Here is a 25,959-nt window from a genome sequence, read left to right on the forward strand (position 1 = left end):
TGATCGCATAAGGTCCTCATCACTTCGGAGGGCCCGAGCAAGGTTCAGGAGGGCGTTATGGCGAAGCTCATCCGATGCGAATGTGGGTTCGTCGTCCGCGGCGACACCGACGAGGAAGTGATCGGAGCAATCCGCGGGCACATTGCCAGCGACCACCCTGCGCTCCTGCGCGCAGTCAGTCGCGAGGACCTGCTGGGATGGATCCAACTGGAATAGGCAGGCAGAGCCGAACGCCAAGGTATCGCCAATGTTGAGCCAACCCTGTCCCAACAACAGGCGGCCAGACTATAGACATGCTCATCGAACCCAGCTGGCTGGCACATCACCTGCACGATCCTGCGGTCCGCGTCGTCGAAGTGGACGTTTCCGCAACCGCCTACAATCAATGGCACATCGACGGCGCCGTACTCTGGAACGTCTATGCCGACCTCAAAGACGAAGGATATCGCCCGGTCGGCAGGCAAACGATCGAACGACTGTTGGCTCGATCCGGAATCGGTCGGGAATCGACGGTGGTGTGTTACGGCTACGCTCCGGCGCTCGGCTATTGGCTGCTCAAGCTGTACGGTCATGCCGACGTCCGCATCCTGAACTGTTCCCGCGATGCCTGGCGCGCCGACGGGCATCCCTGCGTTACGGCGCCGTCCCATCCGGAAGCGGTGCCGTCCCATCCGGAAGCGGTGCCGTACCAACTCCCCGAACGCGTTCAAAGACTCTTCGCCGACATCCCGGCCGTGCGGCAGGCCATCGGGCGCCCAGGAACAACGATTGTGGATGTCCGTTCCGAGGCCGAGTACGCCGGTGAGCGGTTCTGGCCATCCGGTGGAATGGAACCGGGCGGGCGCGCGGGCCACGTCCCGACGGCGGTCCACCGACCGTTCGGCGATCTCTACGATCAGAAAGGTGCATTCCGCCCGGTCACCGAACTGCGCCAGGCGATGCCCCTGCCAGAGCTCGAGGGAGAAGACGAGCTGATCACGTACTGCACCGTAGGCGGCCGCGCGGCTACCGCGTGGTATGTGCTCACCGAACTTCTCGGGCGCGAGCGTGTCCGGGTCTATGACGGATCGTGGGCCGAATGGGGACTTAGCCCCGACACCCCTGTCGAAACATCGCATGCCATCCCCGCACACAACGGAGGAGTCAACGCCTGAACCAAGCGGCGAGAATATGCCCCGCCACTGGACGTGGCCAGCCGGGGATCTCGTCATCGGATTGATCTGCCGGCCGGACTTGAAATCCAAACCCGAAGCATGCTTAGGATATAGCAACGGCCGTATCGATCGGCTGCCGATCCAGAGGAGGAAACACCATGGGACTAGGCGACAAGATTGAGAACGCTGCTGAGAAGGCTGGCGGCAAGGGCAAGGAAGCTGCCGGTAACGTCACGGGCGATGACAGCCTGAAGGCGGAAGGCAAGGCTGACCAGGCCAAGGGCGATTTGAAGCAGGCAGGCGAGAAGGTCAAGGACGCCTTCAAGAAGGACTGACCCGACCGTACAGCGAAGGGCGCATCCCATCGGGGTGCGCCCTTCGTCGGTTTTCAGGCCCGGGAGCGCCGCTCCGCGCCTATGAGCCGCTGGCTCGGTCCGCCAAGCCTAGGACATAGGCCCGTAGGACATGGACGCCGGACATGGACGCGACGACATAGACGCCGGGCATCCTCGACGGTATTGTGATCTGCACCCGGCACTGGTCCGGGAACTGCGACGACGGGGTCGCCGCGGATTCACATTGGGGGATTTGATGACGACGCTGGTCCAGCCCGAGGATGAACTGCAACTTGCCACCGAGGTCAACACCGTCTCCGATGTGGACGGCGGTGGAGCGTGGTTCAGTTCAAATCATGAAAACGCCAGGCTCGAGGACGCGGGTGACGGGATCCTCAGGATCACATTGCGCCCAGGTGGCCGAATCACGGCGAAGGACGGAGCTCTCGTCCAGGAGCGGTGCCTCGCCCTGACGGGCGGAACGGGCGCCGCGGTGCTGCTGCAGGTGATCGGCGTCGAGTCGATCGACCGCGACGCCGTCCGGTTCTTCAGCGAGGCCGTTACGATCAAGGCCTTCGCGATCTTGGGCAGCACGCCGGTGGACCGTGTCATTGCCCATGCCAGGCACGGGCTCCCGGCACCGCAGTGCCCAACCCGGTATTTTTCCGACGAACAAGAAGCCTTGGGGTGGCTGCGCGGCCTCCTTGCTGAGCGGGCCCCCGGACCCCAGGAGGGACAAGGGGCCCCGGCATTTGTCTGACTGCCGTGCTGTGGAGCGGACTAAGCGCGACCCGCCTGCCGTTTCCAGGCTGCGCGGGGGACGTCGAAGCGCTGGCCTTCCGGCTTGGGTCCAAGAAACATGAATACGAGAAGGACGATGGCTCCAAGGATGGGACAAGGCCGATCAGGATCATCCAGCCGCTGAAGTTCGCATCGTGCAGGCGGCGGACGATAAGAGCCAGCGACGGGATCAGGGTAGCCAGCGTCCAGATGCCCGCCAGAACGAAGCCGGCCAACGCCACAGGCCCTGGAGCGGTCGCTCCGGCGTTAACGACGGTCGAACCGTCGGAACCGCCCATCATCACGACGATTTCCAGAATGAATCCAACAACACCGGAAACCAGGGTCCACAACCAGTATTCGCTGCGGCTCTTCCGGTGGGGACGATCTGCTGCTGATACGACAATCGATTTCCTTCGTGGACGATTGGCAAGGCCCCTGTCTGTTGGCAAGGCCCCTGCTGTGAGCACACCGGAATCATCAGTTTACTTAGCTCTTAAGGCAAGAACACCCCGCACCGGCAGGTGCGGGGTGTTCTTGTTGGGAAACGACGCGAGTCGGAAACTATGCGAAGTCTGAAACTGCCGGATCCGGTCCGATGCGGCCCTCGGCGCCTCGGTCCAGGCCGTTAATGGCCGCAATGTCGGCCTCATCCAAGGTGACGCCAAGTGCAGCGAAGTTCTCCTGGATCCGGGACTCGGTCACGGACTTGGGGATCACGACGTTGCCGATCGCCAGGTGCCAGGCGATAACCACCTGCGCCGGAGTGGCGTCGTGCTTGGCAGCGATCTGGACGACGGTGGCGTCCTCGAGGAGCTCGCCGCCCTGGCCCAGAGGCGACCAGGCCTGCGTCAAAATGCCGCGGGCGGCAGCGAACTCACGCAGTTCCGACTGGTTGAAGAACGGATGCAGTTCGATCTGGTGGATGGCCGGCACAACGCCGGTCTCGTCGATCAGGCGCTGCAGGCCCTCCTTGCTGAAGTTGGAGACGCCGATGGACTTCACGCGTCCGCGCTTCTGGAGCTCAATGAGCGCCTTCCAGGTGTCCACGAACTTGTCCTGCTTGGGCTGCATCCAGTGAATCAGGTACAGGTCAAGGGTTTCCAGGCCGAGACGGTTCATGGATTCTTCGAAAGCGGCGAGCGTGGACTCGTAGCCTTGGTCCGCGTTCCACAATTTGGTGGTGACGAAGATTTCCTCGGGCTTGAGGCCGGAGGATGCGATGGCGCGTCCCACGCCGGCCTCGTTGCCGTAGATCTTGGCGGTATCAATGTGGCGGAAGCCGGCGTCGAAGGCCTGACGCACAACCTTTTCGGCTACATCGTCCTCAACCTGCCACACCCCGTAGCCGAGCTGGGGGATGGAGTTGCCGTCGTTAAAAGTAAGGTTCGGTGACGAAGTCATGGCTTCAATCCTGCCAGCCGGGCACACCGGGTGGCTACGGGTTCCGGACCCTCTAAGCTAGGCGCTTAATAGTTTCCATGTGGGAATAGACGCGCCTGCACCTAAAGCAGGCTCCTAAGGGCCGGCGTTCGACCCCAGCAGCCGCTCGGCTTCCTCGACATGCTCGTAAACGGCCTCGGCGCGTCGGCGCACCGAAGCCGCTCCTACGGGAACGGGCCCGACGGCGAGACGCAGCATCGCGGCCGCCTCCGCCGTGGTGGCAAGGGAGTTTCCCGCTTTGGACAGCGCGCGGTGCACGCCTGCGAGCGATCCGGGAATGTCCAGCCCCTCACTGGGTGCACGGAGCTGGGCCTCCATGCAGATGGCACGCACCCTGGACAACAAATCCGCCAGTTCGTTGGCAATTACTACGAGCTCACCGTAGAGCTGCTCGTCCTCGACACCTTCCAGCACCTGGTGGTACCGATCAAGGCCCCGTTGAAAACGGTCATGGGCCCGCCGCCACAATCCTTTGCCGAGTTCAGCATCATCCTTCCGCCCCTGCCGGACGGCCCCGAAGAATCCCAACCCAGCGCTCAGAGGTACTGGCCTGGACCGTGGTCCGGTTCCACGCGATCGGGCTTGCCGGGTTCCGCGTCCTGACCGGGAAGGCGGGCACGCTGAGGCTCACCATTCTCGCCAATAACGACGCCCGGGGCGATCATGGTCCCGGGTGGCAGCTGGCGAAGCTGCAACTGGGCCACCGCGTGCTCGCGGGCTGCCTGCTGGGCGGCAATGGCGGTCTGGATTCCATGGAACAGCCCCTCAAGCCAGCCGACCAGCTGGGCCTGCGCGATCCGGAGCTCGGCGTCTGAGGGCGTGGCGTTTTCAGGGAAGGGTAGGCTGATGCGTTCCAGCTCCTCCACGAGTTCCGGAGCGAGGCCCTCTTCCAGTTCCTTGATGGAGCGTTCGTGGATTTCGGCAAGCCGTCCGCGTGCGGCGTCGTCCAAGGGAGCGCTCTTCACTTCTTCGAGGAGCTGCCGGATCATGGTGCCGATCCGCATGACCTTGGCGGGTTCGTCAACGAGGTCCTGCAGAGTGGCGCCTTTCTTGACGCCGGGCTTCCCTTCGTCCTTGGGACCCACTTCCGATTCGCTCTGTGCCGTGCCAGCGTCCAAGGTTGTGCCCTCCACCGGGATGTCGTCAAAACTCTCGCCACTGGGTTGAGTATCGTCCTGATCGCTCATGCGTTCATACTCTCACGCGCCGCAACTCAGCTCAGCGCCTTGACGAGTATTTCGCCTTCGTCCTTAGCGAAACCACATTTTTCATAGAAGGCCGTGGCATAGACATTGGCCGGGACCCAGACTTCCCTTATCCGGTGTTCCCGCATCCACTCCTCCATGACGGCCAAGAGGGACCGTCCCACACCGCGGCGGCGCCAATCCACATGAGTCCCCATTTCCATGAGGAGCAGCTCAGCCCAAGGGCCGGCATTGCGGCGGCGCTGAATGCAGCAGTGCAGGAATCCGACTAACCCGCCATCGAGCTCGGCCAGCCAAACCAGCACGGTGGGGTCGCCCAAAAAGGAGCGGGCGGCGTCGTACGTCAATGCGCCGGACGGCGCCACTGAAGGATCCTCGTCGAACAGGTTATCCATCTCCGCGAGACGGATCAGCGCGTCGGAGTCGTCGGGGCCGAGCAGCCGGATTCGGACGTCGGCATTCGTCGGTGTTTCGATGTCAGCACCTCCCCTGCAGAGCAGTCTATGCCGTGGGTGTCCCCGTACCTCGGACGGTCCCGTTCATGCCGTTGCTGGCGCCATTGGCCTGCTGGACCAACCTGGCTTCGCAAAGATCCAGCCAGCGGACCTCCGCCTCGGCATGGAAGACCAGGGAGTCAAGGACGAGCAGCCTGGCTGTATCCGTCATCCGTTGGTTGGCCGCCACATCCTTGCGGTCCTGGGTGTATACCTGCAGTTCGCGCAGGGAAATCTCACGTTGGGCCTGGATCAATGCCGGGACGTCGGCGCCTGCCGTCGTGACCGCCAGCGCCAGCTTGATGGCCAATTCATTCCTTGGCGGAGCTCCGCGTTCCACTGCGGTCGTAAACCATCGGCGGATCTCCGCCGTCCCGGCGTCGGTGATACTGAAGAGCACGTGGCCGCGGCCGTCGTCGCCCTCTTTGCGGACCAAAGCGTCGCGCTCCAGCCGGTTCAGGGTGGTGTACACCTGTCCGATGTTCAGCGGCCAGACAGCTCCCGTGCGATCCTCGAACGCTGATCGCAATTGGTAGCCGTAGCGTGGCTGCTCCTGAAGCAATGCCAGGATGCCGTACCGGATCGACATCGCTCTCCTTCGTACTTGCCGGTTTGCCGGGCGCCGGTCGCCGCTAGAGCAAGAGCAGGACTTTGCCCATGTGCTCGCCGGAATCGAAGTATTCGTGTGCTTCGCGGACCTGCTCCACCGGGAAGGACTTGGCCACGAACGGCTTGATCCGGCCGTCGGCCAGCATCGGCCAGACCGATTCGCGGACGGCCCTCATGATGACACCCTTTTCCGCGACGGGCCGCGGGCGCAGCGCCGTGCCGATGATCGCCGCGCGTTTACTGACCAACTGGCCGAGGTTGAGTTCACCCTTGACACCACCCTGCAGCCCAATCACCACCAGCCGGCCGTACTCGGCGAGTGCTTCCACGTTTTGCTGCAGGTATTTGGCACCGACGACGTCGAGAATCACGTCAGCGCCTTTGCCGCCGTTTTGTGCCTTGAGGCTTTCGGCGAAATCTTCTTCCGCGTAATTGATGGCAATATCGGCCCCGAGGAAGGCTTTCGCGGTTCCGACCTTTTCGGCCGTTCCGGCCGTCGCCGCCACAGTGGCACCGTACGCCTTGGCGAGTTGGATGGCCATGGTGCCGATGCCGCCAGTGGCGCCATGGATCAGCACCGTCTCACCCGCTTGCAGTTGAGCAGTCATGATGAGGTTCGAGTACACCGTTGCGGCTACCTCAGGCAAGGACGCGGCGGTGATCAGGTCCACGCCGTCGGGCAATCGCAAAACCTGCTCCGCCGGGACGGCAACCTGCTGTGCGTACCCGCCGCCCGAAAGCAAGGCAACTACCTTGTCCCCCACGGAAAACGGCTTGCTCACCCCGGGCCCGAACGCGGCAATCCTGCCGGAGACTTCGAGGCCCGGAATTTCGGACGCTCCCGGTGGTGGCGGGTAGAAACCGCGGCGCTGCTGGACATCCGCCCTGTTGAGCCCGGCAGCGACGACGTCGATGAGAACCTCGCCGGGGCCGGGAACCGGAGCGGGTACGTCGCGAATTTCCAGAACCTCGGGCCCGCCCGGTTCGGAGATGTAGACGGCTTTCATAGAGTTCTCCCGATCCCTTGCTCAACGCAGTTGGCCTTTCAGACACCTTAACCGCGTTAATCGCGGAGGCAGGTTTTTGGCGCAGCCAACTCCCTATGAAACACTACTAGGCAGGGAAGGTTGTCCGAGCGGCCTAAGGAGCTGGTCTTGAAAACCAGTGTGCGGTAACCCCGCACCAAGGGTTCAAATCCCTTACCTTCCGCGTGGCGCATTGTTTGCACAGCTATAGAGGTCGGTTCATGGGATCTTCGGGTTCCATGTCCGGCCTCTTTTGCGTTAAGTGTTACGGCGACGACGCGTGGTCCCCGCCGGTTCCGGCCACGCCGCCCCGCATCCCGCCGTCGGCGTTTTCCAGAAGCGCGCTCAGGCGCTCGACCTGCTCGGCCAGCCGGCGAACCTCCTGCCTCACCGGCTCCTCGGCGACTGTCGCGGCAGCCGCAGCTCCCGAGGAGACCTGTTCAACCAGCCACGAGGCAACCGAGGCGGTGACGACGCCCAAGACCGCTATTCCACAGACCATCAAACCGCCGGCAACACAGCGGCCCACCACCGTCACCGGGTAGTGGTCCCCGTAGCCAACGGTGGTGATCGTGACCATCGCCCACCAGATGGCATCGCCGAAGTTGGTGATGTTGGCGCCCGCGGCGTTCTCCTCGGCATCGAGCACGGCGAGCGCACCACAGTACGTCAGGAGGGCGGCGGACCCTAAAACAAAGGTGAGGATTCGGCCCCGCATGGCGTTCCCGGCGGTGCGATGAAGCAGCTTCAGCAGTGTCACCAGCCGCAACAACCTCAAGGGCCGGAGGACCGGGAGGGCAAGAATCAGCAATTCGTGCAGGTTCCGCACGAACCACCGGGCGCGATGCCGCGCCAGGACGAGGCACATCGCGTAGTCCAGGGCAAACGCCAGCCACGTAACCCAGATGATGGTGTCAACCACCGTGGATTGGGCCTCGCTGAGATTGGCGATCACCTGGAATGAATAGGCAACCAGGAACACCACCGCTGCCGCCACCATGGGCCATTCGGAAACCTGCCGCCATCGCTCTTGGGTCATTCGTCGATATTAGCCAGCTGGCCATCTGACCGCGCTCACCGGCCGCCACCCGGCTGCCTCCCAGCGAACGTTCACCGTCCAGTAACCGATAATGGCTAGGATCGAACCCATGATTAATATGATCCAGGCCATCGTTATGGGCCTGCTGCAGGGAATCACCGAGCTCTTCCCGATTTCCAGCCTTGGCCACAGCGTCATCCTGCCCAAACTCTTCGGTTGGGGCCTGGACCAGCAGGCGCCGGCATTCCTGAACTTCCTCATAGCCACACACCTTGCCACCGCGCTGGTGCTCTTCTTCTTCTTCCTCCGGGACTGGATTGAAATCGCCAAGGGGCTTGGCCGTTCCATCCGGGACAGGAAGATTGCTCCGTCAGACACGTATGCAAAGCTCGGCTGGCTCCTGGTCGTTGGAACCGTTCCTGCCGGAATCATCGGTTTGGTCCTCGAAAAGCCAATTCGGAACCTCTTCGGTTCGCCCCTGATCGCCGCCGCATTCCTGGTGGTCAACGGTCTCGTGCTTTTCGGGGCCGAACGCTTGCGCTCACGCGAAAGGCAGCTCACGTCCGCGCGCCACGTCAATACAACGGCAACGGCGTCCGACGAGGAGATCGCCACTTTGTCTTGGAAACGCGCCTTCGGAATCGGAACCGCGCAGGCCGCGGCCCTCATACCCGGAATCTCCCGCTCTGGCTCTTCCATGGCCGGCGGCCTGCTCTCAGGGCTGAACAACGAGAACGCCGCGCGCTTCAGCTTCCTGCTCGCAACGCCCATCATCGGTGCCGCGGCCGTGCTCAAGCTGCCTGAGCTGTTCACCCCCGACATGGCTGACGAGCGCGGCGTGTTCCTGGTGGGGGCACTGTGTGCGGGTGTGGCCGCGTGGTTCGCCACCAAGTTCCTGCTTCGCTTCTTTGAGACCCGCACCCTGACGCCCTTCGCTATCTACTCGGTGGTCGGCGGAGTGGTCTACTTCGTCTTGATGCTCGTCATGGGATAGAAACCCTCGAAGGCATTGAAACCGTCAGGGGCCCCGCATAGGGTTTTGACTGTCTCCAACACCCACTCACGAAACCGTGGCAACAACCGCGGCAACGACACAGGAGCAAATCATGCCCACGCCTGACATCACCCCCGGCTCGCCTTGCTGGATTGACCTGATAACCTCAGACCCGGAGAAGGCAAAGTCCTTCTACAACACGCTCTTCGGCTGGACCTACGAGACCGGGGACCAGGAAAAATACGGCGGCTACATCACGGCTTCCAAGGACGGCAAACTGGTGGCCGGCATCATGCAGAAGCAGGAGGACATGGGCCAGATGCCCGATGTCTGGTCCACATACCTGCGCACTGATGACATCAAGGCAACCACCGAAGCGGCCGTCGCCAACGGCGGCCAGGTCTACATGGAACCCATGGAAGTTCCTGAGCAGGGAACCATGGCCATGTACGCGGATTCCTCCGGAGCAGCAATCGGCGCCTGGCAATTCGGCGAGATGAAGGGCTATCAGCTGGCTGCCGAACCAGGCGCACCCGCCTGGCACGAGCTCTTCGCCAAGGAGTACGACTCGGCGGTTTCCTTCTACCAGAACGTCTTCGGCTGGGAAACCGCCGTCGTGGGCGACTCCCCGGAGTTCCGTTACACCACGCTCGGGGAGGGCGACAACGCCAAGGCAGGCATCATGGACGCCTCCGGTTTCCTCCCAGCCGAGGTGCCGTCCTACTGGGGCGTCTACTTCGCGGTGGACAACGTCGATTCAACCATCGAGCAGGCCGTCTCGCTTGGCGCCACCGTGGTCCAAGCGGCTGAGGACACTCCCTATGGCCGGATGGCCACCCTGACCGACCCGACGGGTGCGATCTTCAAGCTCACCCAAAACCTGGCTTCGTAAGACCACAGCCTCCAGGCGCAGCCCGCCACCCACCAGAGAGCATGCTCTCCCCACGACTCGGGGAATGGACATATTGGGATTATGTCCAACCCGCGCTTCAAAGGGAGGGCATGCTCTCTCCTGGTCCCGGCGGACTCGGATGAGCATGCTCTCCCCTGGTCCCGGCGGACTCGGAGGAGCATGCTCTCCCCACGACTCGGGGAATGGACATATTGGGATTATGTCCAACCCGCGCTTCAAAGGGAGGGCATGCTCTCCCCTGGTCCCGGCGGACTCGGATGAGCATGCTCTCCCCTGGTCCCACCGGCACGGATGAGCATGCTCTCCCCTGGTCCCGGCGAATGGACATATCAGGGTTATGTCCACTCGGGGGAACGGGCGGGGGGCATGCTCCTTTGCTGAGGGGAGCATGCTCATTCTTGGAGGGGAAGGCCGAGCATGTCCCTGGCGATTTCGTCCGCGTCGCGGAGCGTCCGTTGGCCGCTTCGGTAAATAGTGCCCTCGGCAGGCCGGGCCTCCGCGGCAATGGCCGTCCCCCATTGGGTGGAGGAAAGCTGGAGGCCAAGGGCGTACATCCCCGGGGTTACGGAACCGTTGGCGCCAACCAGCCGGTAGGGGTGCGGCTGGACATCCAAACCGGAGGTCTGCACCGGCATACCTTCTGCGGTCATCATGACCTTGGGCCGCGCCAACCCGTCGAGGAGCAGCTGCAGCAGCAACGGAGAAACGCTCATGCCTACCCGGTTCGCTGGGGACATGGCCTCTATCAGCGTCCTGGCTTCCGCGGCGTCGCCGTGCACCCACGGAGACACAGCCCGGAAGACGCGTTTGGAGCGATCCGCGCTGAATCGCGGATCCGGGCCCACGAAACTTACGACGCCGGCACGCGCCAAAGCGGCCAACTGTTCGGCGCGCAGGGCCGGAGGACCGCTGGCTAGTCCCTCGACGAAGGATTCGAACCATCCCCGCAGCTCGCCCACCCACGATTCGTCCGTGATGCCGCCGTCGGCCACCGCGCTTTTGAGGATCGCCCGTCCAGCGTGCAAAGCACCGATGGCCATCTTCACGGGGTCGGTTTCTCCGAGTGCGGAGCGGCGGGCGTCGTCGTCCAGATAGTCCACGACGGCGGCGTCGAGCTCCTTCCTGGACGCGAAGGAACGCCCGGCCAAGGGCGCCGCGAGGCCCAGCAGGTCAAGGCGGCGCGATGCTGCAACGTGGTTTGAGACCAACTCCCCCACCTGATTTTCCCATCGGCTGGTGGCATGCGCGTGTGGCTGCAGCAAATCGTCGAGGGCAGCCAGGAATTCCGTCGCATCCGACACGGCGACGGGTTCCGCCACCACCAGCGTTGAGTAGTAGGCCCACAGGGCGTCCCGGTACAGGAGGGGCCAAAGATCGTGGTCGAAGCCAGGCTGGATTCCCGCCACGGCGAAGCGTTCCACTGCGTCCTCAGTCAGATACCGCAAGCGCACCGACTTGGGATAGTAACCGTCCAGCCCGGCCTTGGCCCGGTACGGAGTGCCACGCCTGGATGCCGCGATGATCTTCGGTTCCCGGCCCGAAGGCAGGTACCTGAGCTTCCCTTGGAGCCGGTCCCCGGCCGGCACGAATTGTCCCCCGCGGCCCTCAGTCAACTGGCCCATGACGTCGAAGAAGTTCAGTCCCATTCCGCGTACCAGGACCGTCTCGCCGTCCGGGACCAGGGACCAGTCGACGTCGGCAGGAGCGGCTGGCGGCACGTACAGCAGACCGAGGTCCGCGGCAACCTCGCTGAATGAACGCTGCTCGGGGTTGAGGCGTGATTCGAGGTGGCCCAGCGCGAGGACGAGGGAGTCCACTGTGAGCCGTCCGCCGTCGTCGAGTTCGACGTCGAACCCCCCGTGCGCTTCCCCGCCCGGGCCGGCTGGCAAGGGATGCGCGGCCACGGCGTTTGCCCGGTGGAACGCGATCTCGACGCCTGCCGGGACGCGGTCCAGCAGTTCCTCCAGCGTGGAGCGCAGATACCGCCCGTAAAGGGCACGGCTGGGAAAGTCGTGGGAGGCGAGCGCGGCAAGTTCGGCCCGTTCCTCAGGGCTCAGGCCAGGCGCGCCGCCGGACCGTTGTTCCGCCCGCCACTGCTCAAAAGAGCCCCCGGCCAAGGGTGGCGCGAGCCGCTCGTCTTCGGGGATCAGTGTGGGGTAGAACGACTGCGTGTTCATGAGGTACAGCCGGGACTGCCCGGGCTGCCAGACGTGCCCTGGACCGGCGGGATAGGGGTCCACGACGTCGATATGCAGGGAACGCGATTGGTTTTCCGTCGCAGCCCAATTGGCGAGCAAACGCTCCAGCACACTGGTGCCGCGGGGGCCTGCCCCGATCAGCCCGACCCGAATGTTCTGCGATTTACCCACGCCCAAGCCTAACTTCTTATGACTTGCTTCCTGCTCAGACAGTCACTCTAGGATGAGGGATGACCACCACAGCAGCTGATCAAGCGCCCGCGCCCGACAACGAAACTGCCCAGGGAACCGCAACCGCCCCCGAACCTGTCGACGAGAATATCTGGCTCGAAGACATTCACGGCGAGGAACAGCTGGCCTGGGTGCGGGAGCAAAATGCCCGCACCGAAGACTTGCTCGACGACGGCGAGTACGCCGCCTTGGAAGCCGGAATCCTGGAGGTTCTGGACTCCACGGACAGGATCGCCATGGTCAACAAGCGCGGCGAGCACTACTACAACTTCTGGAAAGACCAGCAGAACCCCAAGGGACTCTGGCGCCGGACCACGTGGGAAAGCTACCTCAGCGAGGCGCCGGAGTGGGACGTACTGCTGGATATCGACGCCCTGGCCGCCGCCGAGGACGAAGAATGGGTTTTCCACGGGGCCAACTTCCTGCGTCCTGCTGAAGGGGAACCGCACCGCCTCGCCATCATCGCCCTGTCCCCCGACGGCGGTGACGCCAACCGCCATCGAGAGTTCGACGTCGAGACCCGCACCTTCGTGGACCCGGCCGCGGGCGGCTTCGACCTTCCGACCGCGAAGGGCAACGTGAGTTGGCTCGACGCCGACACCCTACTCGTCGCCACGACCGCCGACGGCCTGCCGAAAACCAGCTCGTCCTATTCGCGCACGGGGGTGAAGCTTCGCCGCGGCCAAAGCCTGGCTGAAGCCGAGCGGATCTTCGAGATCCCCGAAGACCACATGATGGCACTCGTCGCGCACGACTCGACGCCTGGATTCGAGCGCACCTTCGCCGTGGACTGGATCGACTTCTTCAACCGGACCACCTCGGTGCTGCGCGACGACGCGTGGCTCGCCATCGATGTCCCCACCGACGTCAACCTGAGTTCCCACCGCGAATGGCTCATGTTCCGTCCGCGGCAGGACTGGAACGTGGGTGGAACCAGCTATCCCGCCGGTTCTCTACTGGCTGCCGACTTCGAGGGCTATCTGTCCGGAGCACGCGAGTTCACGGTGCTTTTCACCCCGGATGAGCACACGTCCCTCCAGTCGTGGAGTTGGACCCGGGACTACCTCCTCCTGAACCTGCTGCACGATGTTTCTTCCGAAATCAGGGTTCTCGACCCAGCCCGCAAGGACTCGACCGGCGGGTGGTCCTCGACTTTGTTGGATGCGTGCCCGCCTCTGCACGATGTGAACGCCTACGCCGTCGACGACGAGGACGAAGCGGAAGGCGACGACGCCGGCAACGACTACTGGCTCGTCGCTACGGGATTCACCACCCCCACGACGCTCATGCGGGGCACCTTGTCCCGCGGGATCTCCGGCTACACCCTCGGTGCAGGCCACGACGGCGGGGTGTCCAGTACGCACTCCGTGGTGAAGTCCTCGCCATCGTTCTTCAACGAGGCGGACTACGAGGTCCAGCAGCACTTCGCCACCTCGGCAGACGGCACACGCGTGCCCTATTTCCAGGTGGCCTCCAAAGATCTGGACCTCGACGGCGAGAACCCCACACAGCTCTCGGGCTACGGCGGGTTCGAGGTTTCAAGGACCCCGGCCTACAGCGGAGCCATCGGGCGCGCCTGGCTGGAGCGCCGGAGCGAAAGCATCGCGTCCGACGACGGCTCGGCACCGCACTCACGCGGCGGCGTCTACGTCGTGGCCAACATCCGCGGCGGCGGCGAGTACGGTCCCGCTTGGCACCGCGCGGCCGTGCAAGCAAATCGCCACCGTGCTTTCGAAGACTTCGCCGCCGTGGCGCAGCACCTCATTTCGCGGGGCGTGACCAGTCCGCGCCGGCTCGGCTGCGTAGGCGGCTCCAACGGCGGACTGCTGGTGGGCAACATGCTGACGCGGTACCCGGAGTTGTTCGGAGCGATCTCCTGCGGCGTCCCGTTGCTGGACATGCGCCGGTACACCAAGCTTTCAGCCGGCTACTCGTGGATTGCGGAGTACGGCGATCCCGACGTCCCGAACCAGTGGGAGTACATCCGCACCTTCTCGCCCTACCACCTGCTGCACGACGGAGTGGAGTACCCGGAGACGTTCATCTGGACGGCCACCTCCGATGACCGCGTGGGCCCGGTCCAGGCGCGGAAGATGGCCGCCCGGATGCAGGCGATGGGTATCCGGAACGTGTGGTTCCACGAAGCACTTGAAGGCGGTCACGCGGGAGCATCGGACAACCGCCAGGCGGCCTCACTCCAAGCCCGCAGCCAGCATTTCCTATGGCGGGCGCTTGCGGGCAAGGAGGGCTCGGGGCACTAGAGCCCTGGACGAGCGGAGCGCCCCACGGCGGCCCGCGCCAGGTCTGGCAGGCAGCGGCGCGGCGCCCGACGGCGGCCCGCGTCAGGTCTGACCCGCCGTGGCGCGGCGCCCGACGGCGGCCCGCGTCCCCGTTTTGCGCTGGGTGCCCAGTTCTGCGTATCCTTGGTTGGCTAGCAATAGCAACTGGAGACGTGCCAGAGCGGCCGAATGGGCTTCACTGCTAATGAAGTGTGGGGCACAACTCCACCGGGGGTTCAAATCCCCCCGTCTCCGCGTTTTGGCCCCGGTCCTTGGACCGGGGCCTTTTTGCGTTACAGGCCCCTTGCAGAATGACAAACAAGCGCCGGTTTCGGGGGCCGAGCGGCGGCGGACACGGTCTTCGACATTGCGCGGCCTCCCTCTGGCCCCGTAGCCTCACCCCGGCTCCGCCGTCTCTAGGATTTGCTCACAACGCTGCGGCTGACTTCAGCCCCGGCGTGCCGGTGCAGCGTGAGGCTGTCGACTGTGCTCAAGAGCATCGCAGCGGCCATGGCGAGGAACGCGCCACGGTAGGCCGCGGAAGGGCCGCCGCCGAAGAACGAGACATGGTCGAAGAGGCGCACGAAGAACGCCCCCACGGCAATGCCAGCCCCAGCAGCTAACTGCACGAGGGTGGCCGAAACAGCATTGGCCGAGGGAAGCTGCTCCGGAACGATGTCCGCATACTGCACGGAGGCGTACGCCGAGAATCCGATCGAACGGAAGGCTCCGCTGGCCAACAGCAACACAAAAATCAACGGTTCCGGGGTCCCCGCGTTGAGCGCGGCACAAGCGGCAAAAGTGACAGCCGAGGCAAAAGAGGCGAAGACCAACACGGGTTTGAAGCCAAACCGCCGGATGAGGGGCGTGGTAGCCGGCTTGATGCCGATGTTCCCGATGAAGACGGCCGCCACCATGGCCCCGGACTTGAGCGGATCCCACCCGAAACCGTTCTGGAACAGCAACGGAAGCAGAAAAGGCACCGAGCTGATGGTCAGCCGATAAACAAAACCTCCAGTGGAGGTAGCCCGGAACGTGCGGGTGGCGAAGACGCGAAGGTTGAAAAGCGGCGCCCTGGCCTTGAGCATCCACCAGGCCGAACCCGCCAAAGCCAGTGCTCCGGCCAGCAGCAAACCGGCCGGAACCAGGCCAGCGCCACGGCCACCGAACCCTTCCAGACCGACAACGAGGGACCCAACGCCTAACGTAATCAGCGTTAACCCGAGCCAGTCGAGGCGCCGGCCCGTGTCGCCTCCCGTACGGGGAACCAGTCTCAAGGCTGCGATGAATGCCGCAAGTCCCAGCGGTACGTTGACCAGGAAGATCCAGTGCCAGGAAAGATAGGTGGTGAAAGCTCCGCCCACGAGAGGTGCCAAAACGGGTGCCAACAAGCCGGGCCACACAAGAAATGCCGTAGCTCGGAGGAGCTCCGATTTGGGGGTACCTCGCAGCACCACCAGGGTTCCAACGGGCACCATCATGGCCCCGCCGGCCCCCTGCGCCACGCGGCTCAGGGTCAGCCAGATGAGGTCCTGACTTACCGCGCACAGCAGCGATGCCACCGTGAACACTGCAATCGCCAGACAGAATATCCGACGTGCCCCGAAGCGTTCCGCTAGCCAACTGCTAAGCGGGATTCCCATGGCCACGGTCACCAGGTAGGCAGTCATCGTGACGTTGACATCAGCCGAAGCGACTCTGAAGTCGGCCGCGATGCTCGGCATGGCGGTGGTGAGGACCGTGCCGTCAAGGAACTCCATGAAGAAGGTGGCGGCAACCAGCAACGCGAGCCGCGGTTGCCATGTGGACGCTGTGGACCCGGACGGGACGTCCGGGGCTGCCCCGTTCAACCTGCTTGACCGAGGACTAGAGGCAACACCGAGCCCACTCCGGCTTGCCTGAGCGCACGGCCGGCTACGGTCACAGTCCAGCGACTGTCCGCGAGGTCATCGACCAGGAGGATGCCTTGACCGTCCAGCGAGGCGAGGCTCTGTCCAAGTTCCGAGCCCACTACGAGGCGGTCCCAGACACCGGCCAGCCGGTATGCGCTGTTGCCACCCCTCCCGCCGGCGGGTCCGCCGTGCTGGAGTTGGAGGGGACCCAAATACGGCATCTGGCCGATCCCTGCTATGCCGCGGGCCAAGGATTCGACCAGCCGCGGCTTGTTCCTGGACGGGATGCTCACGACGGCTGCCGGACGCCCTTGGCCGCTCCACCCGGCAGATCGGCCATCTCCGGCGGACCATTCACGCAGCACCTGCACACAGGCCTGCAGCATGGCGGGGTCGACTTCGCGGTCAGCCGCGCCCGCCGCGAACAGTTCGCGAAGGGCCCCTCCCCAGCCGAGATCGGTCAGGCGGGCCAGGACACGGCCTTCTGCCAGCAACTCATCGGGCTTGATCTTGCCCTTCACCGCGACGCCCAGCCGGTCCATGCCGCTTGGCCACTGCAGCCGTGGTTCGAGCACGAGACCCGCGCGCCGGAGTGTTTGCCCTGCGGCGTCTGCGGCGGCTGCCGCCACGTCAGCCGCAAACCACTGGCCAGCGCAATTGTCGCAGCGACCGCACGCGGTGGCGGACTCGTCGTCCAGGACCGCGGTGATGTATTCCATGCGGCATCCGGCGGTGTCCTGGTAAATCACCATGGAGTCTTGTTCGTCCACCCGCGCTTCGGCAATGCGGGCATAGCGTTCGGCGTCGTAGATCCAAGGACGCCCGGTGGACCTCCAGCCGCCGCCAACGCGCTCCACTGCACCATCCACCGCAAGGACCTTCAACAGGAGTTCCAATGGCGTCCGGCGCAGGTCCACCCTCGCCTCGAGGGCAACGGTGGACAGGGCCGAGCCCGAATCGGCCAAGACCTCGAGGACGGCTGCGGCCTTCTCCTCCGAAGGCATGGAAGCGGTGGCAAAGTATTGCCAGATCTCGCGATCCTCGGATCCAGGCAGGAGGAGCACGTCGGCGTTTGCGGCGCCACGGCCCGCGCGGCCCACTTGTTGGTAGTAGGCCACCGGGGATGACGGGGCGCCAAGGTGGATGACGAAACCGAGATCCGGTTTATCGAAGCCCATGCCAAGCGCAGAGGTGGCCACGAGTGCCTTAACCTGGTTGTCCTTGAGAAGTTGCTCGGCCCGTTCGCGGTCCGCCGGGTCGGTGCGTCCTGTGTACGACAAGACGTCATGGCCCACCTCGGAGAGAAGCCGGGCGGTGTCCTCCGCGGCGGAAACAGTCAGGGTGTAGATGATTCCGCTGCCTGGCATGTCCGCAAGATGGGTCAGCAACCAGCCGAGGCGATCCCGCGAGTCGGCAAGCTTGAGGACACCAAAGCGCAGGGACTCGCGGCCAAGCGCGCCGCGGATGGTGAGGACGCCGGCGCCGAGTTGTTCCTCGATGTCATGGACCACCCGGGAGTTGGCCGTAGCGGTGGTCGCCAGGACGGGGACGCTTCCCGGCAGTTGTTCGATGAGATCGGAGATGCGCCGGTAGTCGGGGCGGAAATCGTGGCCCCAGTCCGAAATGCAGTGTGCTTCGTCAATGACCAAGAGACCGGTACGTCGGATGAGCTCGGGAAGCTGGTTTTCCCGGAACGCAGGATTGGTGAGCCGCTCCGGCGAAACCAGGAGGACATCCACCTCGTCAGCGGCCAGTTGCTCGCGGACGTTGTCCCACTCAAGCTGGTTGGCTGAGTTGATCGCCACGGCTCGCACGCCGGCACGTGCGGCTGCCGCTACTTGGTCCCGCATAAGTGCAAGCAGTGGCGAAACGATCAGCGTGGGTCCGGCTCCCCTGCGCCTCAGCAACAACGACGAGACGAAGTACACTGCCGATTTGCCCCAACCGGTCCGCTGTACCACCAAAGCGCGCCGTCCGGCGTCGACGAGTGCCTCGATCGCCTCATACTGGCCATCGTGGAATTGCGCCTCCGGGTTCCCCACAAGCTCCCGCAGAACCTCAAGGGCCTGCAGCCGGGTGGTTGATTGTTCTGCGAGGAGGGCTGCATCCGGGTTGTTGGGCATGGTTTCAGTATCCCAGCACCCGCAGACAGCAAGCACCCGCGGCTTCATCTATGTGGACAAACGTTTTCCGCCTTGAGGAAGCCCCGGCCTAGTGTCGACCGCGCTCCACAGTAAGATTGAGCGCGTGACTAGCGAGCAGAACAAGACATTCGACCTCTCGGCGTCCTTCAAGGCCTATGACGTCCGGGGAATCGTCGGCGAATCCATCACGGCCCACATCGTGGAGTCTGTCGGCGCGGCGTTCGTCGACACCCTCGGCCTTGCGGGTGAGACGGTGCTGGTGGGCGGAGACATGCGCCCGTCATCTCCCGAATTCATCAAGGCATTCGCCGACGGCGCCGCCCGCCGCGGCGCCAATGTCCAGCTCCTGGACCTCATCTCCACTGATGAGCTCTATTACGCTTGCGGTGCGCTCAACGCGGCCGGTGCCACGTTCACCGCGAGCCACAACCCGGCCGAATACAACGGCATCAAGATGGCCAAGGCCGGCGCTCAGCCGATCTCGTCCGAGACTGGCCTCAAGGAAATCCAGGCACTCGCGGAGGAGTACCTGAACCAGGGCAGTATCCCGGCTGCGGCGTCCCAAGGCGTGATCAGCTCCCGCGATGTCTTGAAGGAGTACTCGGAGTACCTTCGCAGCTTGGTTGACCTCAAGGGCTCCCGTCCGTTGAAGATCGTGGTCGACGCCGGCAATGGCATGGCCGGACTGACCACTCCCGCAGTGCTTGGTGACCAGTTGCTTCCTGCCCTGCCGTTCGAGATTGTCCCCTTGTACTTCGAGCTGGACGGCTCCTTCCCGAACCACCCGGCCAACCCGCTTGAGCCCGAAAACCTGCGCGATCTGCAAGCCGCAGTCATCGAGCACGGTGCCGATATCGGCCTGGCGTTCGACGGCGACGCCGACCGTTGCTTTGTGATCGATGAGAAGGGCGAACCGGTGTCTCCGTCCGCGATCACCGGGATGGTCGCTCGCCGGGAAATCGCCCGTGCACGGGCCGCGGGTGAAGAGACCCCCGTGATCATCCACAACCTGCTGACCTCGCGGGCCGTCCCGGAGCTCGTGGCGACGGATGGTGGCAGGGCCGTGCGCACGCGTGTGGGCCACTCGTTCATCAAGGCTGTCATGGCCGAGGAAGGAGCCGTCTTCGGCGGCGAGCACTCCGCGCACTTCTACTTCCGCGATTTTTGGAACGCGGACACCGGCATGCTGGCAGCCATGCATGTCCTGGCGGCATTGGGCGAGCAAGACGGCCCGTTGTCAGAGCTTGGCCGCCAGTACGAGCCTTACGTCTCTTCCGGTGAGATCAATTCCGAAATCGAAGACAAGGCGGGAGCCATCGAGCGGGTCCGCGTCGATTTTGACGGCGAAGACGTCGAGGTGGACACCATGGACGGCAGCACCTTCACCTCGAAGGATGGCAGCTGGTGGTTCAATCTTCGTCCGTCCAACACGGAGCCGTTCCTGCGCCTGAACGCAGAGGCGAAGGACGTTGCCACCATGGAAAAGGTGCGCGATCGCGTCCTCGCGCTGGTCCGGTCCTAGCTGGCAGCGCCGAAGGCGAGCAACATGAACTCCCAGATCGACAGTCTCGAAAGCACGGAGGAACGCGAACTCCGCGAAGTGCGTGAAACCCTTGGAGCCGCCTTGGCGACGGCGCAGGAACACTTGGAACAAAACGGTGGCTTCCTGCCTTTTGCAGTCACGCTCGCGGTGGACAACGAACTTCGGATCGTCTTAATCACGCCTGGAGAGCCGGACGACGAGGGAAACGTGGACACGGAGTCGATGCTGGCAGACATCCGCGAATTGCTGCGACAAGGCCGTGACGAATACCGCGCAGTGGCGATTGCCAGCGATGTCATCCTTCCGGAACACGGATCGGACGGGATTCACGCCGCGGCCGAACATCGCAGCGGCGGCCTGATGGCAGCAGTCGTGCCCTATGTCCAGACCGCCGAAGGCTTCGTCTTTGACAGCGCCGAGGCCGACACCAATGAATCCGTAGTATGGGTGGACTAGACCTTACTCCGTAAGCTTGAGGGCATGAAGATCAATGCCTTCGCGGATGTGAGCCTGCGTGCGCTCCTGGTTCTCTCGTCCGCGCCCGCAGGTGAACTCCTGACGACCCAAAACATCGCGGACGCTGTGGGGACTCCCTACCACCATGTCAGCAAGGCCATCGTTCGGCTTCGGGAGCTCGGCCTCATTGACGTCGAGCGTGGCCGAAACGGCGGATCCCGGATCAGTGCGGCCGGACAGGAAGCCACTGTGGGCCAACTCCTGCGGCGACTTGACACCAGGTCGGATCCCGCGGAGTGCCAATCCGCCCACGGCGACTGCCCGATGATCACCGAATGCGGCCTGCGCGTTGCCCTGGCCCGCGCGCGGGAGGCCTTCTACCGGGAGCTGGACGGCGTCGTCGTCTCTTCCCTGCCGCACCTGCGGCAAATGACGCCCGTATTTCAGGCGATCGGGCTAAACCCCAGGCTGCAAAAGCCCGGCCCTCGATCGACCAACCCCTTTTACAACGCGTAGCGTCACCTCGTCCACGACGTGCACCACTAAATCGTCACCGATCGGCACTGCGGAAAGACGAACCGCAGGTCGACGGCGCTCCGGAAACTCGGCGCTCCGGAAACTCAAGGTCTCTGCGCGGTAGCGGCGGCCCGGACCACCCCCATGGTCCCGTCCACGAGCACATACTGCCCGTCGGCCAAAGTGCTCGTGCCCGAACCCGTGCCCATAACGGCCGGAATTCCGTATTCCCTTGCGACGATCGCCGCATGCGAACCGAGTCCCCCGGCGTCCACCACTACAGCCGCGGCCCGCTGGAACAGGGGTGTCCAAGCGGGGTTGGTGTAGGGGCAGACGAGGACCTCTCCGCTGCGCAGCAGTCCGAACTCCGACGGTCCACGGATCACACGGACCGGCCCGGTCGCTTGGCCGCGGCTGGCGGCCGTGCCGGAGACGAGGGCTCCCTCGATCTGGCTGGCTCGAGCGAAGAGCAAGGCCGGATCGAGCAGCGGGATGCCGTCGAGCTCATGCCGCTTTGCCGCCCGAGCCAGCACGAGCGGCCGGAAACGGTCACGAATGGAAGCCGGCAACGCGCCGTCGTCGTCGTCAGTGATGGACTCTAGTTCTTCGAACCGCAGGTGATAGATTTCGTCCGGCTCATCGATCACGCCGGCCAGCACCAGCCGTCGGCCGAGCTCCCGGTAGGCCCGGCGAATCGGCGGGATGGCTTTGGTGGCGTAGAAGTGGCTGTCCTCGCGGAACGCCATTCCGGCCTGGGCGGACTCGACGGCGGCAAGTACCCTTCGTCGCAGTGCTTGGAAGCGGAGAGCCGGGTGACGTTTCAATTCCGCAAGCGCATTCCCCGCCTGGTTGATTGTTCTGGGTCGCTCTCCGGACATGGCCTTCACCAGCCCCAAAACCACTTCCGGGGCGTCGGACCACGTGGGCGAACTACTGAGGACAACGCTCGTGGTTTCGCGGTGGCCGTACTCGAGCTGGAACGCCTCGAAAGCCTCGCGGAAAGCACGATGTCCAGGGCCATTTTCCACCAACTCACGGAGCTCACGGGGTCCTAGAACAACCAGGGCGCGGGACAGCTCCGGATCGGCCGCCGCGATGGACGCGAGCCGTTCTATAGCCTTGTTCGCCTGGCTCGTCCGCGTTTGCGCCCCGGCGATCAGCGCGGGCGCAAGCTTTACCTTGCCCAGGAGCAAGAGCATGAGGCGCATTTTCAGCACCGGCACCAAAATGCCTGGCAGGTAGGAGACCCTCAAGTCCGTGATGCCCTGCATCGCCGCGAAGCATTCCTCCGCAAACCCGACAACTGCACGCCAGCGCAGCGGACCGAGATCCCTGCCGTTCAATCGTTCAATGTTGTCGATGAACAAAGAGAAACGGGGATCCCGGGTCCAGGCGCCGGCTTTGAATCGCCTAGCGCGGCGCAGCAAAGATACCGGCGCGGCAAGCGTTCGGATGGTCGGACGCGGCACCGGGGGAATGAGCTGGACCACCACTCCGTCCTCTTCCGGCAGCAACTCCCCGAGCGGAGGGAAGACCACGCCCACGCTCCCGGCCATACCGTGCAGCATGGCGAGGATTCCCCGGCTCATCCAACCGGATACGTCCAACGGGTACGGCCGTTCCTGGAACATCTCGATGAAAAACGGCCCCACCCGACGTTGGACGGCGTTGAGGTCGGGAGGCTGGGGCGGGAGTGCCGTCATTGGCCGCGACTGAAGTATGTACAGCGTCCCGGCGGTTGCCGCCCACTCGATGTCCTGCGGCCGGCCGAAATGCTGCTGGGCTTTCTTTCCCAGCATGGCCAATTCCACCAGTTCCTCAGCGGCGAGCCCCGGCTTTGCATCCTGCCGACCGGGGCTTTCTTGCGTGCCACCGCCCTCAGCCGCGTCAATCACCACCTCGCGGCCACCGGGCACGAAACTCAGCACTCTTCCCGAACCGTCCAGGACGTAATGCTCCGGAGTCACCCGCCCAGAGACCACAGCCTCCCCCAACCCGGGGTTCGCGTCCACCACCATCTCGGCCCGCTCGCCCGTGACAGGGTTGGCGGTAAACAGGACGCCCGCCATGGCGGCCGGCACCATTTTCTGCACGACGACGGCGATCGCCACGTCACGCGGATCAATCCCCTGCCGTCGGCGATAAGCGATGGCCCGGTCCGTCCACAACGAAGCCCAGCAGTCGGCGACCGCCCGGACTACCTCGGGCGCGCCCACCACGTTGAGATAGCTGTCCTGCTGACCGGCGAACGCAGCGCCCGGAAGGTCCTCGGCAGTTGCACTGGACCGGACCGCGACCGCCCCACCGCCCAGCCTTGAATAGGCCTCGATGATCTCCTGCCGCAGCTGGGCAGGCATTTCCGTCGCGGCGAAGAGGGCCCGCAGGGCGGCACCGGTGCCGTCGCCGCCGTCGGGAGCTTCAGCGGGCCCGACCGACAGGAAACCGTCCAGAGCTGCACCCACGTTCGTTTCCGCCAGGAAGGACAAGTACACCCCCGTGGTGATGACAAAGCCCGGCGGCACCGGAAATCCCTGGCGCACCAGCTCCCCGAGCGCCGCGCCTTTTCCGCCGGCAAGGGATATGTCCCCCATCCCGAAATCGGCCAAGGGCGCGATCACCTGACCGCTCTTCTTGGGACCTTCGTGCCGAGTTGGCGGCAGCGTGTCCTCTCCCGAGTGTTGCTGGAAATCGTCCATGGCCACCCCGGAAGTAGAGAACTGCTGGTTCTCCAGAAGCTACTCCCGCGCCAACCTCGGCACAATCCTTCCGCATCGGCTGCTCCAGATGGGAAGACGACGGCGGCCCCGCACCTTGAGTGCAAGGTGCGGGGCCGCCGTCGGACGTGTAGCTGGGCCTGTGCCGGGTGGGCTAGGCCAGCCGGGCCTTCAGGCCCTCGAGCTCGGAGATGAGCGCCGCCGGCAGGGAGTCGCCGAACTTTGCGTACCATTCCTCGATGGATGCCAACTCGGCTTCCCACTCGGCGGCGTCGACGCGGACTGCTGCTTCGACTTCGGCCGGGGTCATGTCAAGGCCTTCGAGATCGATGGCCTCGCCGGTCGGCACGAAGCCGATGGGGGTCTCGACGGCGTCCGCCTTGCCTTCGAGGCGCTCGATGGCCCACTTGAGGACACGGGCGTTGTCACCGAAGCCAGGCCACGCGAAGCCACCTTCGGCAGTACGGCGGAACCAGTTGACCAGGAAGATCTTTGGCAAGCGTTCCGGGTTTGCCTTGGCTGACAGGTTGACCCAGTGGTTCAGGTAGTCGCCTGCGTCGTAGCCGATGAAGGGCAGCATGGCCATGGGGTCGCGGCGAACAACACCGACTGCTCCGGCTGCTGCGGCGGTGGTTTCCGAAGACAGCGTGGAACCCATGAAGATACCGTTGGACCAGTCGCGGGCCTCGGTCACCAGCGGGATGGTGGTCTTGCGGCGGCCGCCGAACAGGATCGCGGAGAGCTCCACGCCTTCGGGGCTGAAGTACTCTTCGGCCAGCATGTCGATCTGGTCGATCGGCGTGCAGAAGCGCGAGTTCGGGTGGGCCGCAGGCTTGTCGGACTCGGGGGTCCACTCGTTGCCCTGCCAGTCGGTCAGGTGCGCCGGAGTTTCCTCGGTCATGCCTTCCCACCACACGCCGCCGTCGTCGGTCAATGCGACGTTGGTGAAGATGCTGTTGCCCTTGGCGATGGCGCGCATGGCGTTGGGGTTGGTGCCCCAACCGGTGCCGGGAGCCACGCCGAACAGGCCGGCCTCGGGGTTGACGGCGCGGAGTTCGCCTTCCTTGCCGAAGCGCATCCACGTGATGTCGTCGCCAAGGGTTTCGACCTTCCAGCCCTTAATGGTGGGATCCAGGAGGGCGAGGTTGGTCTTGCCGCAAGCCGAGGGGAACGCCGCAGAGATGTAGTAGGTCTTCTGCTCAGGCGAGCTCAGCTTCAAGATGAGCATGTGCTCGGCCAGCCAGCCTTCATCGCGTGCCATGACGGACGCGATGCGTAGCGCGTAGCACTTCTTGCCGAGGAGGGCGTTGCCGCCGTAACCCGAGCCGAAGGACCAGATAGAGCGCTCTTCCGGGAAGTGCACGATCCACTTGTCCGGGTTGCAAGGCCATGCGACGTCCGCCTGGCCGGCCTCCAACGGAGCGCCCAGGGAGTGCAGTGCGGGGACAAAGAAAGCATCGGTCTGGGTGATGCGGTCCAGGACGTCGGTGCCGATGCGCGCCATGATGCGCATCGAGGCAACAACGTATGCGGAGTCGGTGATCTCGACGCCGAACTTGGGATCTTCGGCATCCAGGTGGCCCATGACGAACGGAATGACATACATGGTGCGGCCGCGCATCGAGCCGGCGAACAGCCCGCGCAGCTTCTGCTTCATCTCGGCCGGGGCCATCCAGTTGTTGGTGAAGCCAGCGTCGTGTTCCTTCTCGGAGCAGATAAACGTCTGCTCTTCCACACGGGCTACGTCCGCGGGATCAGAGAATGCCGCGAAAGAATTCGGGAAGAGCTCTTGGTTCAGCCTCTTCAGGGTGCCCGCCTCGACGAGTTCGTCGGTAAGCTTCTTGTTTTCCGCTTCGCTACCGTCGACCCAGTGGATGCGGTCAGGCTGTGTCAGCTCGGCCACTTCCTCCACCCAGGCCAACAGGCGTGCATGCGTAGTAGGTGCCTTCTCAAGCAACGGCAGTCGCGCCAGATCGCCCATCGTGGTTCCCTTCC

22 protein-coding genes, 2 tRNA genes and 1 pseudogene are annotated in these 25,959 nt (G+C 64.3%); 12 read left to right on the top strand and 13 right to left on the bottom strand.

Translation table 11 applies throughout. The annotated features are described in order from the left end of the window. Positions 1-57 precede the first annotated feature (57 nt). The 4 genes from J2S96_RS14195 to J2S96_RS14210 all read left to right on the top strand — a co-directional run bounded on the left by J2S96_RS14195 (position 58) and on the right by J2S96_RS14210 (position 2,249). Positions 58-216, top strand: a complete 159-nt coding sequence (locus J2S96_RS14195) for a DUF1059 domain-containing protein (RefSeq protein ID WP_306864732.1) — start codon at positions 58-60, stop codon at positions 214-216. Between the two features lie 77 nt (positions 217-293). Beyond that, a complete protein-coding gene (locus tag J2S96_RS14200) occupies positions 294-1,154 on the top strand; it encodes a sulfurtransferase (RefSeq protein WP_306864735.1) in 861 nt (286 codons plus the stop codon). Positions 1,155-1,312: 158 nt separating this feature from the next. Further along, positions 1,313-1,489, top strand: a complete 177-nt coding sequence (locus J2S96_RS14205) for a CsbD family protein (protein ID WP_306864738.1) — start codon at positions 1,313-1,315, stop codon at positions 1,487-1,489. Between the two features lie 256 nt (positions 1,490-1,745). Then, a complete protein-coding gene (locus J2S96_RS14210) occupies positions 1,746-2,249 on the top strand; it encodes a DUF7793 family protein (RefSeq protein WP_306864741.1) in 504 nt (167 codons plus the stop codon). 154 nt (positions 2,250-2,403) lie between these two features. On the opposite strand, the pseudogene J2S96_RS20225 reads toward J2S96_RS14210, so the two are convergent. The 7 genes and pseudogenes from J2S96_RS20225 to J2S96_RS14240 form a co-directional block, all read right to left on the bottom strand. Continuing rightward, positions 2,404-2,739 (bottom strand): annotated as a pseudogene (locus tag J2S96_RS20225) (DUF805 domain-containing protein); the annotation flags it as partial. 94 nt (positions 2,740-2,833) lie between these two features. Continuing rightward, entirely contained in the window at positions 2,834-3,673 is an 840-nt protein-coding gene (locus J2S96_RS14215; RefSeq protein WP_306864744.1) for an aldo/keto reductase, read from the bottom strand. Between the two features lie 114 nt (positions 3,674-3,787). Next, entirely contained in the window at positions 3,788-4,240 is a 453-nt protein-coding gene (locus J2S96_RS14220) for a hypothetical protein (RefSeq protein WP_306864746.1), read from the bottom strand. A gap of 8 nt (positions 4,241-4,248) precedes the next feature. Further along, positions 4,249-4,899, bottom strand: coding sequence for a bacterial proteasome activator family protein (locus J2S96_RS14225; protein WP_306864748.1), 651 nt, complete (start codon positions 4,897-4,899; stop codon positions 4,249-4,251). 26 nt (positions 4,900-4,925) lie between these two features. After that, on the bottom strand, positions 4,926-5,312 hold the full coding sequence (locus J2S96_RS14230; RefSeq protein WP_306864751.1) for a GNAT family N-acetyltransferase: 387 nt from the start codon (positions 5,310-5,312) through the stop codon (positions 4,926-4,928). A 106-nt stretch (positions 5,313-5,418) separates the two neighbouring features. Next, positions 5,419-6,000 (bottom strand): PadR family transcriptional regulator, encoded by a 582-nt coding sequence (locus J2S96_RS14235; RefSeq protein WP_306864754.1) that lies wholly within the window; start codon positions 5,998-6,000, stop codon positions 5,419-5,421. Between the two features lie 43 nt (positions 6,001-6,043). Next, on the bottom strand, positions 6,044-7,027 hold the full coding sequence (locus tag J2S96_RS14240) for an NAD(P)H-quinone oxidoreductase (protein ID WP_306864756.1): 984 nt from the start codon (positions 7,025-7,027) through the stop codon (positions 6,044-6,046). A gap of 114 nt (positions 7,028-7,141) precedes the next feature. Here J2S96_RS14240 and J2S96_RS14245 point away from each other — a divergent pair. Next, positions 7,142-7,229 (top strand) — tRNA-Ser (locus tag J2S96_RS14245). A gap of 81 nt (positions 7,230-7,310) precedes the next feature. Here the strand turns inward: J2S96_RS14245 and J2S96_RS14250 are convergent. Beyond that, positions 7,311-8,084: a potassium channel family protein gene (locus tag J2S96_RS14250; RefSeq protein ID WP_306864758.1), complete on the bottom strand. Its 774-nt coding sequence runs from the start codon at positions 8,082-8,084 to the stop codon at positions 7,311-7,313. Between the two features lie 109 nt (positions 8,085-8,193). Between J2S96_RS14250 and J2S96_RS14255 the strand changes: the two genes are divergently transcribed. Together J2S96_RS14255 and J2S96_RS14260 are read left to right on the top strand one after the other, a co-directional pair. Then, positions 8,194-9,078, top strand: coding sequence for an undecaprenyl-diphosphate phosphatase (locus J2S96_RS14255; protein WP_306864761.1), 885 nt, complete (start codon positions 8,194-8,196; stop codon positions 9,076-9,078). Positions 9,079-9,190: 112 nt separating this feature from the next. Next, a complete protein-coding gene (locus J2S96_RS14260) occupies positions 9,191-9,970 on the top strand; it encodes a VOC family protein (protein WP_306864763.1) in 780 nt (259 codons plus the stop codon). 413 nt (positions 9,971-10,383) lie between these two features. Here J2S96_RS14260 and J2S96_RS14265 read toward each other — a convergent pair whose 3' ends face one another. Then, complete coding sequence (locus J2S96_RS14265) at positions 10,384-12,360, bottom strand: FAD/NAD(P)-binding protein (protein WP_306864765.1); 1,977 nt, start codon at positions 12,358-12,360, stop codon at positions 10,384-10,386. Between the two features lie 59 nt (positions 12,361-12,419). Between J2S96_RS14265 and J2S96_RS14270 the strand changes: the two genes are divergently transcribed. After that, positions 12,420-14,681, top strand: a complete 2,262-nt coding sequence (locus J2S96_RS14270; RefSeq protein ID WP_306864768.1) for a prolyl oligopeptidase family serine peptidase — start codon at positions 12,420-12,422, stop codon at positions 14,679-14,681. Between the two features lie 185 nt (positions 14,682-14,866). Next, positions 14,867-14,954, top strand: a tRNA-Ser gene (locus tag J2S96_RS14275). A gap of 161 nt (positions 14,955-15,115) precedes the next feature. Here J2S96_RS14275 and J2S96_RS14280 read toward each other — a convergent pair. Then, on the bottom strand, positions 15,116-16,549 hold the full coding sequence (locus J2S96_RS14280; protein WP_306864770.1) for an MFS transporter: 1,434 nt from the start codon (positions 16,547-16,549) through the stop codon (positions 15,116-15,118). Next, on the bottom strand, positions 16,546-18,714 hold the full coding sequence (locus J2S96_RS14285) for a RecQ family ATP-dependent DNA helicase (protein ID WP_306864773.1): 2,169 nt from the start codon (positions 18,712-18,714) through the stop codon (positions 16,546-16,548). The genes J2S96_RS14280 and J2S96_RS14285 overlap by 4 nt, the downstream gene beginning before the upstream one ends. Positions 18,715-18,838: 124 nt before the next feature. Here J2S96_RS14285 and J2S96_RS14290 point away from each other — a divergent pair, with 124 nt between their 5' ends. The 3 genes from J2S96_RS14290 to J2S96_RS14300 are packed head-to-tail and all read left to right on the top strand — an operon-like array spanning position 18,839 to position 21,250. After that, positions 18,839-20,257: a phosphomannomutase/phosphoglucomutase gene (locus J2S96_RS14290; protein ID WP_306864776.1), complete on the top strand. Its 1,419-nt coding sequence runs from the start codon at positions 18,839-18,841 to the stop codon at positions 20,255-20,257. A gap of 24 nt (positions 20,258-20,281) precedes the next feature. Next, positions 20,282-20,734, top strand: a complete 453-nt coding sequence (locus J2S96_RS14295) for a hypothetical protein (RefSeq protein ID WP_306864779.1) — start codon at positions 20,282-20,284, stop codon at positions 20,732-20,734. Positions 20,735-20,758: 24 nt separating this feature from the next. Then, the gene (locus tag J2S96_RS14300) at positions 20,759-21,250 is read left to right on the top strand and encodes an RrF2 family transcriptional regulator (RefSeq protein ID WP_306864781.1); all 492 of its coding nucleotides are present in this window, start codon (positions 20,759-20,761) and stop codon (positions 21,248-21,250) included. 104 nt (positions 21,251-21,354) lie between these two features. Here J2S96_RS14300 and J2S96_RS14305 read toward each other — a convergent pair whose 3' ends face one another. After that, complete coding sequence (locus tag J2S96_RS14305; protein ID WP_306865020.1) at positions 21,355-23,946, bottom strand: PEP/pyruvate-binding domain-containing protein; 2,592 nt, start codon at positions 23,944-23,946, stop codon at positions 21,355-21,357. Between the two features lie 172 nt (positions 23,947-24,118). Continuing rightward, positions 24,119-25,945, bottom strand: a complete 1,827-nt coding sequence (locus J2S96_RS14310) for a phosphoenolpyruvate carboxykinase (GTP) (protein ID WP_306864784.1) — start codon at positions 25,943-25,945, stop codon at positions 24,119-24,121. Positions 25,946-25,959: the final 14 nt, after the last annotated feature.

Origin of the sequence: Arthrobacter bambusae, from assembly GCF_030812595.1 — a bacterium.
Taxonomy (GTDB): domain Bacteria; phylum Actinomycetota; class Actinomycetes; order Actinomycetales; family Micrococcaceae; genus Arthrobacter; species Arthrobacter bambusae_B.

Excerpts from the sequence above, each read along its gene's own strand:
- J2S96_RS14260 (WP_306864763.1), top strand. The coding sequence starts at position 9,191 with ATGCCCACGCCTGACATCACCCCCGGCTCGCCTTGCTGGATTGACCTG.
- J2S96_RS14250 (WP_306864758.1), bottom strand. The coding sequence starts at position 8,084 with ATGACCCAAGAGCGATGGCGGCAGGTTTCCGAATGGCCCATGGTGGCG.
- J2S96_RS14200 (WP_306864735.1), top strand. The coding sequence starts at position 294 with ATGCTCATCGAACCCAGCTGGCTGGCACATCACCTGCACGATCCTGCG.
- J2S96_RS14195 (WP_306864732.1), top strand. The coding sequence starts at position 58 with ATGGCGAAGCTCATCCGATGCGAATGTGGGTTCGTCGTCCGCGGCGAC.
- J2S96_RS14205 (WP_306864738.1), top strand. The coding sequence starts at position 1,313 with ATGGGACTAGGCGACAAGATTGAGAACGCTGCTGAGAAGGCTGGCGGC.
- J2S96_RS14230 (WP_306864751.1), bottom strand. The coding sequence starts at position 5,312 with ATGGATAACCTGTTCGACGAGGATCCTTCAGTGGCGCCGTCCGGCGCA.
- J2S96_RS14305 (WP_306865020.1), bottom strand. The coding sequence starts at position 23,946 with ATGGACGATTTCCAGCAACACTCGGGAGAGGACACGCTGCCGCCAACT.
- J2S96_RS14225 (WP_306864748.1), bottom strand. The coding sequence starts at position 4,899 with ATGAGCGATCAGGACGATACTCAACCCAGTGGCGAGAGTTTTGACGAC.
- J2S96_RS14300 (WP_306864781.1), top strand. The coding sequence starts at position 20,759 with ATGAAGATCAATGCCTTCGCGGATGTGAGCCTGCGTGCGCTCCTGGTT.
- J2S96_RS14295 (WP_306864779.1), top strand. The coding sequence starts at position 20,282 with ATGAACTCCCAGATCGACAGTCTCGAAAGCACGGAGGAACGCGAACTC.
- J2S96_RS14285 (WP_306864773.1), bottom strand. The coding sequence starts at position 18,714 with ATGCCCAACAACCCGGATGCAGCCCTCCTCGCAGAACAATCAACCACC.
- J2S96_RS14270 (WP_306864768.1), top strand. The coding sequence starts at position 12,420 with ATGACCACCACAGCAGCTGATCAAGCGCCCGCGCCCGACAACGAAACT.
- J2S96_RS14215 (WP_306864744.1), bottom strand. The coding sequence starts at position 3,673 with ATGACTTCGTCACCGAACCTTACTTTTAACGACGGCAACTCCATCCCC.
- J2S96_RS14235 (WP_306864754.1), bottom strand. The coding sequence starts at position 6,000 with ATGTCGATCCGGTACGGCATCCTGGCATTGCTTCAGGAGCAGCCACGC.
- J2S96_RS14210 (WP_306864741.1), top strand. The coding sequence starts at position 1,746 with ATGACGACGCTGGTCCAGCCCGAGGATGAACTGCAACTTGCCACCGAG.
- J2S96_RS14240 (WP_306864756.1), bottom strand. The coding sequence starts at position 7,027 with ATGAAAGCCGTCTACATCTCCGAACCGGGCGGGCCCGAGGTTCTGGAA.
- J2S96_RS14255 (WP_306864761.1), top strand. The coding sequence starts at position 8,194 with ATGATTAATATGATCCAGGCCATCGTTATGGGCCTGCTGCAGGGAATC.
- J2S96_RS14310 (WP_306864784.1), bottom strand. The coding sequence starts at position 25,945 with ATGGGCGATCTGGCGCGACTGCCGTTGCTTGAGAAGGCACCTACTACG.